Raw genomic sequence first — 13,730 nt, 5'->3', positions numbered from 1 at the left:
CCCTTTTTTTAATGTATTAACTTTCCTGAGAATAATAAAAATCCAAATGCAACACTATGGAATGTAATTAGTATCGCTATAAAATTGGTTACTTTATTATTAAATTTAGGTGGATGTTTTTTTCGCCATTGTTCGTAATAGCCATAACCTATGAACAACATTGCGTGATATAAACCATATAGTATGTAATTTATTTCAATTCCATGCCACACACCCATAATTGCAAAGTTTAATAAAAATCCTAAATTAGAAATAAGCAATTTATCTTTAATTAGTTTCTTTTTTGAAACAAAGAATACAAATCTCATATAAACGCAATCTCTAAACCAGAATGACAAACTCATGTGCCATCTATTCCAAAAATCTTTAATATTCTTAGATTGAAAAGGTTTATTAAAGTTGACAGGTGTTTGAATACCGAACATATAGCTAAATGCGATAGCGAATAAGCTATAACCAGCAAAATCAAAGAATAAATAAAAACTATAACCATACATATAAAATAAGTAATTTAAAAACGTATGATCTGTCTCAATTGGTATCGTTTTTAAGACTAATTCATTTATATAAAATGCGATAATATATTTATATAAAAATCCCATAAATACCAAATGGATAGCTTTGATTAACTGATTATAGTATTCCTCACCTGATGGAATTTTATTTTCATCTTTAATAAATCTTTTGTATCTATCAATCGGTCCTGATGAAATAGTTGGAAAGAAAGTGATAAAATCTATTAATTTTAATACTTCTATTGATTTAATTCTTTTATCGCGTATTTCCATTATTAATTGGACTGTCTTAAATGTGATATAAGAAATCCCTAAGAAACCTATAAATTCTATCACTTTATTTCCATGTATCGTTATTTGATATTCACCTAGCCAACTACTTTGAAGTACTTTAACGAGTATTAAAGGTAATATTGATAGAAATACCATAAAAGCAAACATCTTAAATTCGTTTACTTTTTTAGTGATATTAATGTAACTTTTTATTAACAGCACTTGATAAATAACATATAAAGTAAAGAAAATAAGTTGATAGCTCAAATACTTATTATCAAATATATTCTTATTATCGTCTGAGAAAATAAGAACGAGCATAACAATTGTGATGAACCTATTATATATAAGACTTCTTTTACCAATTAACCCTAGTATTATGACTGGTAACATCAACAATAAAGTAATAAAGAAATAAGTAAAATCGCCATATGGAATCATGATTCTAACTCCTCTAATACTTTATTTCGATTTAATTTACCATTTGGTGTTAACGGTAAATGATCGGTAAATTTAAACTTTCTAGGAATCATATACTCTGGTAAATGTTGTTTAAGTTCTTGTTTCATCTTGTGTATTAATTCCATATCACTTTCAAGACTTTTTTCTAATAAAACAACCGTCGCATATAAATACTGAACTTTCTCACCTTTTTTAATTGGTGATACAACAGCTTGCTTAACTTGTGGCAAACGTTCTAAAATTAATTCTATTTCTTCTAATTCCATGCGATATCCATTAATCTTTATTTGAAAATCTATTCTACCTTGTATGAACCAATAACCTTTTTTATACTCTGCTTTATCTCCTGTGTAATAATGTCTTGTATCGCTTTCAATTCTAAAAGCTTTTTCATTTTTTTCCTTATCTTTTAAATAACCTTTACTAACACTTCTACCACTAATAATGAGCTCTCCATTATCAGCTAATTTAAGCTCTGATTGTTCCCTTACTTTCCCAACTGGTAAAGGGTTAAATGAATCAAGTATATCTTGAGTTATTTGTATACTCGTCACTGCGACTGTAGCTTCTGTTGGACCATATGTATTGTAAACAGTTGCTTCTTTATATTTCTCTATAAGTTTTTGAGCAGTTTTGTGACTGAATATCTCACCACAGAAGAAAAATTGTTTTAAGTTAGGATACGTATTATCGTCAAACCCTGGTAACAATAAGCACATTTCAACAAAAGATGGCGTAGAGACCCAACTCTCAATATGTCTATCATTTAACATTTCATAAAGTTCTCTTGGTTTCTCAATCATTTGTTTATCAACAAGCTCTAGAGTACCACCTGACATTAAGCATGGATAAATTGCCATTACAGATAAATCGAATGAAAATGGTGCTTGGTTCAGCCATTTCTTACCTTCGCCTAATTGATTGAGTTTTAGCATCCATTCAGTAAAATCTAATAAACTATCATATGTAATCTGAACGCCTTTAGGTAGCCCCGTGGACCCCGAAGTAAAAATCGTATAAACAATATCTGTCATCTTCAATTGTTTAGTACCTTCGAGGTTAATAGATGCCTCTTTACATTCATTTACAGTTATTTGTTTAATATTCTTTTTATCTAATAAAATTTCAGTAGTATTGAATACATACTTTGGTTCAACTTTATCTATAATGTGTTCTATTCGTTCTTTAGGTATGGAAGTATCAATTGGAACGTAACCTATACCCGCTTTAATACTTGCTATCATACCTACAATCATAAATGGTGACATATGACCATAAATTACAAGAGGCTGAGATGTATCTTTTAACAAAGTTGCTAATTTACTTGAATAAATATCTAAATCTTTATATGTCATCTTATTATTTCTATAGCAAATCGCTTCATTATCACCATGATTATCGCTCATGTATGATAACTGTTCTATGACGTCTCTCATAAACATACTCCTTTACTAAAACTCATTGTAAATGAAATTATTGCTCGCACTTCCACCAGCATAAATCCAAAATAAAATAAGCATGATTAGGAAATAGAAAATGGTTAAACTAAATAGTTTAAAATTCTCAGAGTTAATAAATTCTCTAATTTTTTCCATTGATAATCTCCTTTTGTTTTTATTCTATTTTTATATTATATGTATAATTAAGATTTTTATCAATCAAAATATGTAAAAAACTTGAATTAAAAGGAAGTTTATTGAATATGATTACATCGTTTTTAAAGGTTTAAATAGCTTTAAAGCGCTAAATATAAAGGAACTTATATTATTAAAATTTTCCAATTGTTATAACATAAAAGCAGAGGATATTCTTATTGATTTAAGAATATCCTCTGCTTTTATTTAAACTATTTATTAACCGGTGTAATTGGTGAATCTCCATTTATAATTTTTTCTGCGTTATCAACGCAAAGTTGAACCATATTATTTCTCGTTTCAATTGAACTACTACCTATGTGTGGGACAACAATAATTTCATCCATATTTAAAAATGGGTGGTCATTTGCTATTGGCTCGTTTTCAACGACGTCTAATGCTGCTCCACGAATTTCATTTTGTTTAATAGCTTCAATTAAATCCGATTCGATGACATGTCCACCTCTACCAATATTTACAAAGATAGCTGATGATTTCATCTTACTGAAAGTTTCTTTATTGAATTTACCCTTTGTTTCCTCTGTTAAAGGTGCTGTACATACAACGAAGTCGCTTTCTGTCAATAAATCATCCATTGATTTATATGTTACACCTAATTCTTGTTCGGCTTTTTCTTTTCTGGAACGATTATGATAAAGAACATTACAGTTAAAATCTTTTAACCTTCTAGCAAATGCTTCACCTATTGATCCCATTCCATATACCCCAACTGTAGAACCATGAATATCCTGACCAGCTAACAAGTAAGGTCCCCAACTTTGCCATTTTCCATCTTTTACGTATTCTACCGCTTCAACAATTCTTCTGGCAGCTGTTAACATTAGTGTGAATCCTAATTCAGCCGTTGTTTCAGTTAACACATCAGGTGTGTTCGTAACAATTACACCTTTACTTTTAGCTAGTTCAAGGTCGATGTTATCATAGCCAACTGCTAAATTTACAACACCTTTAACATTCGTAGCAGAATCGAAAAATGATTGATCGATTTTTTCACTAAGAGTGGTAATGACAACTGTAGCCTCTTTAGAACGTTTTAAAAATTCTTCTCGGGGCATTGGTTCTAACTCACTATCCCAAACATCTACTTCAGCAAATTGCTTCATTTGATCTATGAACTCTTGAGGTAATAATCTTGCAACTAATATTTTATCTCTCATTCTTCTCATCTCCTAAACAATTTATTCAATAATTTCTAGTAAGTTTTTAATACTATAAGTAGGCAACACTTCTTTTCTCTGAATTTCTTCAAATGTTGTAACACCCGTATGAACATGTAATGTATCTATACCACTATTAATACCAGCTAAAATATCAGTATCATAAAGATCACCTATCATGATACATTCTTCTTTAGCATGACCAATTTTTTCTAATGCTTGTTCCATAATAATAGTTTCTGGTTTTCCTATAAATATAGGTGTTTGGCCAGTTGATACACTCACTACGCTCGTTAAAGAACCGTTACCTGGAAGAAAACCTCTTTCTTTCGGAATAGAAACATCTTTATTTGTTGAAATAAATTTAGCACCATTACGAACTGCAAGACAAGCTACAGTTAACTTCTCGTATGTAATTTCTTCATCTAATCCCATTACAACATAATCAACATGCTCATCATCTTTAACAATTAATCCGGCATCATTTAGTGACTTTCTAAGTCCAGTGCCACCTACCATGTATACAGTTGCACCAGGAGATTCTTCACTAATATATCCAGCTGTCGCCATAGCTGTAGTAATCACATGCTCACTAGAAGTATGAAAACCTATTTCATTTAATTTTTCCGCTACTTCTTCAGGTGTCTTTGAAGAATTATTCGTAACAAATAAGTAGTCTTTATCTTCTTTATTCAAATAATCTATAAATTCAATGGCACCTTCAATAACTTGTGAACCTTTATACATCGTGCCATCTAAATCTATTAAATAACCTTTATAATCTTTCATTCTTATCTCCTTCTCCAAATGCAGTTACGGCTACATTTTCATTCTCTAAAAAGTGTTTCGTATCAACAATAGACTGCTTATAAAAAGGCACTGCTTTTTCAAAACCTTTTCTTAATTCAGCGTGGTTAATTGATTCATAATTACGTGTTAATTCTTTTCTAAAATCAATTGAGTTTCTGATTTCTTCTGCAGTTGTAGGTTGGAATACTTTTTCTAATTCCATAATATCAATGACATCTTTGTAATTACCCGGATCTCTTAAAATAAATGCATCGATAATTAAATTACCTATATCTACCACAGATTCAATCATCATGTGAGCGATTCTTTCTAAAGCATATTTTGAATTTTTTTCTGTTTCAAAATCTTGTGTAAGTTGTTCTAAATATTCTAATTTAAGATTAAGTGTTTTAATATCTACAAAATACATGTAGATCCCTCCTATTCATCTATTATGATATCATAATTTTGAATTGTAAGGCATTGCTCTGTATACTAATAAGATAAACGAAGCTTTAAAATAAAGGAGCCATAACAATGATAGAAATGTTTTTATATGACGACCAAAGCGAAGCAAAAATTCAGTTCGTAGGTTTTGTAGGCGAACATAGCCGATATGATTTAACTTTAATTTATACAGATCGTCATTTCGGTAAGACAATCGTATTAAACACACAAAATAATACTTTTGGCATAATTGGTAAAGACGATTTAGAAGAAGAAGGTTATATCAGTCATGTTCTAGGTTTATCAGAAGAAGAAGGCGAAGAAGTAACAGAATATTTACATGAAGTAATTGATATATAATTAAAAAAGTTTTTGATAAAGATTAAAATAATAAACAAAATTAGCTTTATCTATTAAAAAACCATAAAAATAAGAGGGCGGGACATAAAGTTGTCTCACCCTCTTATTAGATTTTCTATCACATTAATCCAACTACACATACTTTTATTGGATTTTCTATCACATTAATCCAACTAACAACACTTTTATTGGATTTTCTATCACATTAATCCAACTAAACGCCTCTTATTGGATTTTCTATCACATTAATCCAATTACACACCTTCTTATTGGATTTTCCATTATGACATTAATCCAATTACACACCTTCTTATTGGATTTTCCATCACGTTAATCCAACTACACGCCTCTTATTGGATTTTCTATCACATTAATCCAACTAAACATACTTTTATTGGATTTTCTATCACGTTAATCCAACTAAACATACTTTTATTGGATTTTCTATGACATTAATCCAATTACACACCTTCTTATTGGATTTTCCATCACGTTAATCCAACTACACGCCTCTTATTAGATTTTCTATCACATTAATCCAACTACAATAAAAAAAATATTACTGTCCTTATATATAACGAAACAAGCTGGGACATAAATAAATGTCTCAGCTTGTTATTTTTTATAAATAATCTTTCAAAGTATTTTTGCTAATAATTGTTTCTTCAACAATTTCTATTTGCTCTTCGTTCTCTACTTCTACTTTGATTTCTTCTATTTCAGTTTCTTCTGTTTCTATTTGGTGTGCTTTGTTTTCGGATTTACTATTTTGTTGTATTGTTGGTTCAATTTTCACATTATCCAATTTACTTTCTTCATCAACAAATTCAGCATCTTCTGCTGTTAACTTTGTAATTTCTCCTTTAGACAATCGTCTTAAGACAAAATATTTACAGCCAAAGTTACAGTATTCAAGTAAATAATCTTGTATAGATGAAAATCGTTTATTGGCATCACTTTTCTTATTAGAATCATAATAAAAGCCTTTTAAGCGTAATTGCTCGTATCCATAATCACCGACTATAAAATCATATTTATCTAAGATTTCAGAATAACGCGCTGCAAATCTTTCTTCATCGAATGATTTTTGGTCATCTTTTATTACTTCAAAATAGTCTTGTCCTATTTTAGTTAACATTAAATCACCTTATTAGTTATTAAGTGCTTGTTCACCTAGTATATGCTTTCTTTTAGCTGCTTCATTAACTTGCTCATCAGCATGATAAGAACTACGCACCATTGGGCCTGCTTGACAATGTTTAAATCCTTTTTCCATTGCTACTTTTCTAAGTTTACCAAATTCTAAAGGTGTATAATATTTTTGAACTTTTAAATGTTTACGAGATGGTTGTAAATATTGTCCAATCGTCATAATATCTACATCATTTGCACGTAAATCATCCATAGTTTCATATATTTCTTCGACAGTTTCACCTAAACCAACCATTAAGCTTGATTTAGTAGGAATATCTGGATACATTTCTTTAGAACGTCTTAAAAATTCTAACGTACGATCATATTTAGCACGCGCTCTAACTCTTGGAGTTAAACGTCTTACTGTTTCAATATTATGGTTTAAAATATCTGGTTGAGCAGCCATTAGCGTTTCAAGTGCTTCATAGCTACCTCCCATATCTGATGGTAAAATTTCAATAGTAGTATAAGGATTTAATTCTCTTACTTTACGAACTGTTTCTGCATAAACATTTGAACCTGCATCTTTTAAGTCATCTCTAGCAACTGCTGTAATAACAACATGCTTTAAATTCATCAATTGAACAGATTCTGCTACACGTTGTGGTTCTTCTAAATCAAGTTCATTCGGTAGACCAGTTTTAACAGCACAAAAACGACAAGCTCTTGTACACACTGCTCCTAAAATCATAAATGTAGCGGTACGTCTTTCACCCCAACATTCATGAATGTTTGGACATTTTGCTTCTTCACAAACAGTATGAAGATTCTTTTCTCGCATCATTTTTTTCAAGCCAGTGTAGTTTTTGTTAGTGTTTAACTTAATCTTTAGCCAATCCGGTTTACGTAATATTTCTTCATTTTTAGTAGCCATATACGTGAACACCCTTCTATTAGTATTTTCATCTTCGTACATTATACCGAAAATAGTTACAAATGAAAATCCCATTTACATTTACTTTTCAATTTGTAATAATTTTTGTTCAAAAATATTTCTTAAGAACTCTGGCATAATATAATTTATTTCCATATCTTTCAGTATAGGGAAATATCTTCCGAATGTATACATATCGATTGTGCCCAATTTATAATATTGATTATCTTGAACTTCTTCGCCTTTTACAAAACATTGTCCTGTCGACTCAATGTAGCCGATATTTTTAAATACATATCCTCCAAATATATCTCCTCTAAATCCAAACCCAATTGCCACTTCATCAATATAAGATTGTTCCATCGCTTTATATATGATTTGTTTGAGTTCAGTCCCTTTGAGATCAATCGTAGCTGTATTAATAGGATGAGGTAACATTTGATGAATATCAAATTCTGTTAATTCATTACCAGACTTCTCTTTCACTATAAGGCCTGCATTTATAATCGCACAGTCTGCTTCAGTAAATTCTAACACACTTTCACAAAGCAAATCTGTTGTATAACTTGCACTATTTAACCTTCTTGGCAAAGAAAAACTTCTATTTAAAACTGGTCTGTTGAGCAAGGTTCTGCCCTTTTCTTCATAATCATTATTAACGTGTTCTAATTCATCACTATTTAATATATGCGCTTCTTTTTTTATAATTCTTTTATTTTTTATTTCTAAATCTACTTGACCTACATAATGTCCGTACTTTCCAGCGGCAGCCATCAACACGCCATTCTTCATTTCACCATTTTCAAAATAGTGATGTGTATGCGCTCCAAAAATAATATCAATTTCAGGACATTCTTCACATAATTGCTCATCAAAGAATATGCCAACATGACTAAGAACCAATAATACATCATAATCCCCTTCAACTTGAGCTATTTCATTTTTTAAAGCAAGTAATGGCGTCGTGACTTTCCAGCCTAGAGTTTCATAAAAATGATTAAAAGGAGCAGTCAAACCTATCATGCAGATTTTTAATCCGTTCACTTCTTTAATAATATGTGAAGTGATGTTACGTGGTAATTCACCTTCAAAATCAAATAAATTACAGCATGTTATATCAAATTTTGCATCATCGTATAATCGATTTAATGCATCATGAGAAATAGTCATACCCTCATTATTACCGATAGTCGCAACATCAACCCCGCTATCGTTTAATATTTTTACGTTTTCTGTACCTTGTGAAGCTTCAGTTAATGGATGAAATAAATCTATATGATCACCAATATCAATGTATATCGTGTCATGATTAATGTTTTTTCTTTGTGTTTTAATGTACTTAGATATTTTAGCGTATGTATCTAAATGGCTATGAATATCGTTCGTATGGAATATCGTGAGTTTCACAAGTTCAACTCCTTAAAGAATACTTTTTACAATCAAATATATACCTAAAATTAACATCGTAAATCTCAAAATTAAAACAACTGTATCTGATTTAATTTTACTATTAATTCTCACGCCTATTTTGGCCCCAAAATAACTAGAAATAATCAATACAATCGCGTGGACCCATAATACGTTTCCTTGAACAACGTGACTGACTGAACTAGAAAAACTTGAGAAGAATATCATCATCATACTTGTTCCTACAGCTACATGTGGTGGGAACTTAAATATAATAATCATAAGTGGCGTCATTAAAGCACCACCACCTATTCCAAATAAACCCGTTGTTATACCTACAATAAATGAAGAAATAATTGCTACAACTGGTGGAATACCATATCGATGTTCTTCTCCATAGCGATCTGTAAATGATTTCATATATTTCTCTTGTTGAAAATATTTAATAGGTTTAACGCTATTTCTAATCATTAAAATGATAGAAATAATAATAAGAAATATACCGAAATATAAATTAAATGAATCTAACGTTAAATATCTACTTATATATGCACCAATTAGCGCACCAGGAATAATACCTATTAAAAATATTAAACCATTTTTAACATCTACTTGCTTTGTTTTTAAATAACCTAATGTAGCTGTTAATCCTGTAGTAATCAGAATTACTGAAGAAGTACCAATTGCTCTTTGAGGTGTCATTCCAGATAAAAGTTGATGGTCTATACCAAAATAAACAAGTGAAGGTACTATAATAATACCCCCACCGATGCCTACTAGCGCACCGATAATTGCTGATAAAGCACCGATTAATATTAATACAATATATGCCACATCGTCACCTCTAAAATAGTTTTAGTTGTTTAGGAGCTAAACCTTCATATTTAATATCTAATAAATCTTGGTAAGTTTTAGCATTTTGTGCAGCATGACCACCTGAATTATTATTAAATACTACGTATACGTCTTTCGCTTTATGATTCAAAATTTTGACTTTATCACTTAATTCTTTCAATTCCGCTTCATTATAATTATATAAATAACGAACATCTCGCCATTCTTGATCAGTCATATCTTTTTTAGTCCAACCGTTAACATTACGCCCATGATAACGCACAAAAGCAATATCATGAGTAACTCGGTTCACCATAGGTATTGAACCTTCTCCACTTTGAGGCTCATCACATACACTATGGATAAAATTCATATCTGTTAAAAATTCCAAAGTGTATTCTTTTACATCATTTTGAAACCAAGTTCTGTTTCTAAATTCTATACATACATCAAATTCTTTTAATTGTTCACGAACATACCTTAAATAATTAATATTTTGTGTTTGTAAATCAAACCAAGGCGGAAACTGAACAAGAATCATCGCTAATTTACCCGAAGCTTTCAAAGGCCTCATAGAATCTTTAAATAAATTAAATAATTCTTTCTTGTCTTCAGCAAATTCTTTCGCATCAGCATGACCTGTCAAAGCTTGGTGAATTTTAACAACAAATCTAAAATTCTTTGGCGTTTCACGAATCCACTTCTCAATATTTCTTTGCGGTTGAATTGCATAATAAGTCGCATCCAACTCCACAATAGGAAAATGAGAAGCATAAGCTTTTAATTTATCTTTTTTATTAGAAAGATCTGTGTATAAACTATCATGATCTCCCCAACCCGTTAGCCCAATTTTTATCATATTTTATCACCATATTCATCATACCATATAGCGTATTTATAGTTCAGTCTGTATGATTAAAACGATATAAAAAAAGACTAAGACATTTTTCTTATGTCTTAGTCTTATAAAATATTAGTTTCAATTACAAATTATAATTTTTTTATGTAATCATCAATATTATTAATATTGATTTATCTTCTTATCATATTCATTTTCAGAAATGTATTCTATATGATAAACCCATTTCCCTTTATGTCTAATTTTTACATATTTTTGAGAAGGATCATATCCGGTAAAAGTTAATAAATAACTATTTCCACGTCCCTTTTCATCATAAGACTGAATATCTTCATATCTTTGCGCGTCTACTAAAGCCTGACCTCTTAATTCCTCAATATTTTCATGATTAGGTACTTTTGCATAGCTCAACTGTTCTTTGACGAATGGGTTTAATCTATCCAATTTATCATTCGTATACATAGCGAAATACACAGCAATACATGAAAATAATAAAACTAGAAGAACAACAACAAATTTTCTTTTTACCACTGACTTCACCTCGTCTCAAATTCTTTAAGCATTATCTCATTTTCTTTTTAATCTATATTAAAAAGAATATAATAAATTCATAATATTCTGTCAATAAGGTTTTATACATTTATTTCCATAGAAAACCCCCGCCATCTTCTTGTTGATGGTGGGGGTTTGTGTTATATTTTACTTAGTCAAGATACCTTGCATAAACTTATTAAATGATGGCCGTCATTGGGTAATGTTTATGTTTAAGGTATTTTTTCTTTTTTATTCCCCATATTTATACCTCCTATTTCAATTTTAATACTTGTCCGATTTGTATCACATCTGATGTTAATCCGTTTAATTTCTTTAATGTTGCTACTGTAACACCTGTTTTTTGACTAATTCCCCACAGTGTATCTCCGGCAACAACTGTATACGTTGATGGTTTACTTCCAATCGCTGCTCCATGAATGGCTTCTGCTAATGATTTTGTATATGCGTTTAGGTTGTTCTTAATAGCATTCATATCTTTAGTCGAAGTAATGAACCCTAATTCTACAAGTCTATAGTTGATATATTCTGCTTTTGCAACGTTACAATTTAATAGGTCACTTCTCTCTGTAATACCTCGAATTGTACCAACATGCTTTTTAACGGCTGCTTGTAATGCTTTGTCGATATTATCTGGCGCTAATCCACTCGGTATAATAACATGCCCTCCTGTTGCGGATGCCGACGCTGAATCTAAATGAAACTCTACTACGATTTCATATCCTTGCGATTTAACCCAATACAGCCCATAATCTGTCTTGTTACCTACTTGTTGTCCGTATGCTGTATCTTGATACATATCTTGGTCTTTACCATACACTGCAACATTATTACCTGCTTGTTTTAAGTAGTTTGCTACTCTATCTACAATATTAGCTCTAATAAAATCTCTTTCATTTGTTCCATTTCCTACTGCTCCTGGATCGTTATAACCGTGACCTGCAACTATCATAATTTTTTTACTCATTTTAACTTCTCCTTTATTTTTAGATTGATCTAATTTTTGATTTAATTTTGTAATGTCATAATTTTCTATCGGTATACCACTACACACTCTTGATACTTCACTTGTAATGTCTGTTCCTTTTTCTCTTAATTGAATATGCAAATGTGCACTCATAGGGTTATCGTCATAGTTTGTATCGCCTTGTAAGCCTATGATATTTCCTTGTATCACTTTATCTCCTTTGGAAAATTTCAAAGAATCTCTTTGCATATGACCGTAAATCCAGTCGTTTCCATTGCTATCTCGTATTTCCATCGTCCCACCAAAATTACCGAATGGTTCGCTTAAAATAACTGTTCCACTTGCAACTGCAGGTATTTCGTCAGTTTTATTATTAAAAACATCAAATGCTCTGTGATACCCACTGCAAAATGCATCATAGTTTATACCATCTTCTACATAATTTCTATAACCATAATTCTTTGGATAATCATCAAATGTTCTTGGATCTGATGATATTTCCCATCCTTTCTTAGTTAAATATGATATCGCTGTTAACATATAATCATCCTTTACATTTTTATTTTTTTCCTGATTCTTTCAAAAACTTTTCTTGCGCTCTAGATTGATTAGTTATAATGAATGTATTTTTCCAAATACCGTATAAAACAAACAATATTGGAACACCTGTATTAAATACATTCATCCATGCATTTAACTTATCTGGGCTTAACCATTCTATATAAATGCCTGAAGCGTTTAAGGCTAAATATACTGCGCCTAAAAATCCACCTATCATTGCAATGAATTGTTTAACTTTATCTAAATCAACTCCTAACCCCCTTTCATCTTCTGAATAATTCAAATCTACTTTGTTTGTTTTGAAGTTCATTTTAACCATGTCTATCACCTCCTTGGTTACACTATAGTATAACTTTCGGTTGACGTCAATAACTTTTGGTTATATTTTTTATTTTTTATTTGAATTAATATAACTATTGGTTATAATAAAGTTATAAAACATTTAAGGAGCGGGAAGCTTATGGTGTCTGAAAATAAACTCTCGGAACAAATTAGTTTATTAAGAACAAAGAATGGATGGACGCAACAGAAGTTAGCAGACGAACTCAATGTTTCAAAACAATCCATTTCTTATTGGGAAACAGGAAGAAAAGCACCAAAGATGAAGAAAATAGAAGAAATGGCTAAATTGTTTAATGTAAGTGTCAGTTATATATTAGACGGGGAAACAAAACAATCTTATAACTCCACTGCAGAAACAATAGCTGCACATTTAGATGGGGAATTATCAGAAGAAGAGTTAAAAAAAGTATTAGAATATGTAGACTTTTTGAAGCATCAAAACAAATAATCTATATTTAATAATCGATTACTATGGTGGGGAT

The 13,730-nt window shown here is 30.5% G+C and carries 15 protein-coding genes and 1 pseudogene; 2 read left to right on the top strand and 14 right to left on the bottom strand.

Annotated elements, in window-relative coordinates:
* Positions 1 to 8 precede the first annotated feature (8 nt).
* The 6 genes from dltB to LQ682_RS06035 all read right to left on the bottom strand — a co-directional run bounded on the left by dltB (position 9) and on the right by LQ682_RS06035 (position 5,281).
* The gene (dltB, locus tag LQ682_RS06060) at positions 9 to 1,229 is read right to left on the bottom strand and encodes a D-alanyl-lipoteichoic acid biosynthesis protein DltB (protein WP_239724023.1); all 1,221 of its coding nucleotides are present in this window, start codon (positions 1,227 to 1,229) and stop codon (positions 9 to 11) included.
* On the bottom strand, positions 1,226 to 2,686 hold the full coding sequence (dltA, locus tag LQ682_RS06055) for a D-alanine--poly(phosphoribitol) ligase subunit DltA (RefSeq protein ID WP_147641136.1): 1,461 nt from the start codon (positions 2,684 to 2,686) through the stop codon (positions 1,226 to 1,228). Before dltA ends, dltB begins: the two co-directional genes overlap by 4 nt.
* 15 nt (positions 2,687 to 2,701) lie before the next feature.
* The gene (locus tag LQ682_RS14150; RefSeq protein WP_017001077.1) at positions 2,702 to 2,845 is read right to left on the bottom strand and encodes a teichoic acid D-Ala incorporation-associated protein DltX; all 144 of its coding nucleotides are present in this window, start codon (positions 2,843 to 2,845) and stop codon (positions 2,702 to 2,704) included.
* A 251-nt stretch (positions 2,846 to 3,096) separates the two neighbouring features.
* On the bottom strand, positions 3,097 to 4,062 hold the full coding sequence (locus LQ682_RS06045; RefSeq protein WP_239724021.1) for a 2-hydroxyacid dehydrogenase: 966 nt from the start codon (positions 4,060 to 4,062) through the stop codon (positions 3,097 to 3,099).
* 21 nt (positions 4,063 to 4,083) lie between these two features.
* Complete coding sequence (locus tag LQ682_RS06040; protein WP_064211452.1) at positions 4,084 to 4,851, bottom strand: TIGR01457 family HAD-type hydrolase; 768 nt, start codon at positions 4,849 to 4,851, stop codon at positions 4,084 to 4,086.
* The gene (locus LQ682_RS06035; protein ID WP_070044943.1) at positions 4,838 to 5,281 is read right to left on the bottom strand and encodes a DUF86 domain-containing protein; all 444 of its coding nucleotides are present in this window, start codon (positions 5,279 to 5,281) and stop codon (positions 4,838 to 4,840) included. Before LQ682_RS06035 ends, LQ682_RS06040 begins: the two co-directional genes overlap by 14 nt.
* Positions 5,282 to 5,388: 107 nt before the next feature.
* Here LQ682_RS06035 and LQ682_RS06030 point away from each other — a divergent pair, with 107 nt between their 5' ends.
* A complete protein-coding gene (locus tag LQ682_RS06030; RefSeq protein ID WP_016999766.1) occupies positions 5,389 to 5,658 on the top strand; it encodes a DUF3055 domain-containing protein in 270 nt (89 codons plus the stop codon).
* Between the two features lie 772 nt (positions 5,659 to 6,430).
* Here the strand turns inward: LQ682_RS06030 and LQ682_RS06025 are convergent.
* The 8 genes and pseudogenes from LQ682_RS06025 to LQ682_RS05990 form a co-directional block, all read right to left on the bottom strand.
* Positions 6,431 to 6,796: pseudogene (locus tag LQ682_RS06025) on the bottom strand (YutD family protein); the annotation flags it as partial.
* Between the two features lie 12 nt (positions 6,797 to 6,808).
* Positions 6,809 to 7,726, bottom strand: coding sequence for a lipoyl synthase (lipA, locus tag LQ682_RS06020; RefSeq protein ID WP_016999764.1), 918 nt, complete (start codon positions 7,724 to 7,726; stop codon positions 6,809 to 6,811).
* An 81-nt stretch (positions 7,727 to 7,807) separates the two neighbouring features.
* Complete coding sequence (locus LQ682_RS06015; RefSeq protein WP_239724019.1) at positions 7,808 to 9,133, bottom strand: bifunctional metallophosphatase/5'-nucleotidase; 1,326 nt, start codon at positions 9,131 to 9,133, stop codon at positions 7,808 to 7,810.
* A gap of 12 nt (positions 9,134 to 9,145) precedes the next feature.
* Complete coding sequence (locus LQ682_RS06010; protein WP_016999762.1) at positions 9,146 to 9,967, bottom strand: sulfite exporter TauE/SafE family protein; 822 nt, start codon at positions 9,965 to 9,967, stop codon at positions 9,146 to 9,148.
* A 10-nt stretch (positions 9,968 to 9,977) separates the two neighbouring features.
* Complete coding sequence (locus LQ682_RS06005; RefSeq protein ID WP_016999761.1) at positions 9,978 to 10,826, bottom strand: DUF72 domain-containing protein; 849 nt, start codon at positions 10,824 to 10,826, stop codon at positions 9,978 to 9,980.
* Between the two features lie 162 nt (positions 10,827 to 10,988).
* The gene (locus tag LQ682_RS06000; protein WP_016999760.1) at positions 10,989 to 11,357 is read right to left on the bottom strand and encodes a YxeA family protein; all 369 of its coding nucleotides are present in this window, start codon (positions 11,355 to 11,357) and stop codon (positions 10,989 to 10,991) included.
* A gap of 274 nt (positions 11,358 to 11,631) precedes the next feature.
* A complete protein-coding gene (locus tag LQ682_RS05995) occupies positions 11,632 to 12,885 on the bottom strand; it encodes an N-acetylmuramoyl-L-alanine amidase (RefSeq protein ID WP_064211456.1) in 1,254 nt (417 codons plus the stop codon).
* Positions 12,886 to 12,904: 19 nt separating this feature from the next.
* Positions 12,905 to 13,225 (bottom strand): phage holin, encoded by a 321-nt coding sequence (locus LQ682_RS05990; RefSeq protein WP_218707442.1) that lies wholly within the window; start codon positions 13,223 to 13,225, stop codon positions 12,905 to 12,907.
* A 141-nt stretch (positions 13,226 to 13,366) separates the two neighbouring features.
* On the opposite strand from LQ682_RS05990, the gene LQ682_RS05985 reads away from it, so the two are divergent.
* Positions 13,367 to 13,696 carry a helix-turn-helix transcriptional regulator gene (locus LQ682_RS05985; protein WP_026023660.1) on the top strand — a complete coding sequence of 110 codons (330 nt, stop codon included), beginning with the start codon at positions 13,367 to 13,369 and terminating at the stop codon, positions 13,694 to 13,696.
* The last annotated feature ends 34 nt before the right edge of the window (positions 13,697 to 13,730 follow it).

Source organism: Mammaliicoccus sp. A-M4 (assembly GCF_022386955.1).
Lineage (GTDB): Bacteria > Bacillota > Bacilli > Staphylococcales > Staphylococcaceae > Mammaliicoccus > Mammaliicoccus lentus.
This window is presented reverse-complemented; position numbering and strand designations above follow the sequence as displayed.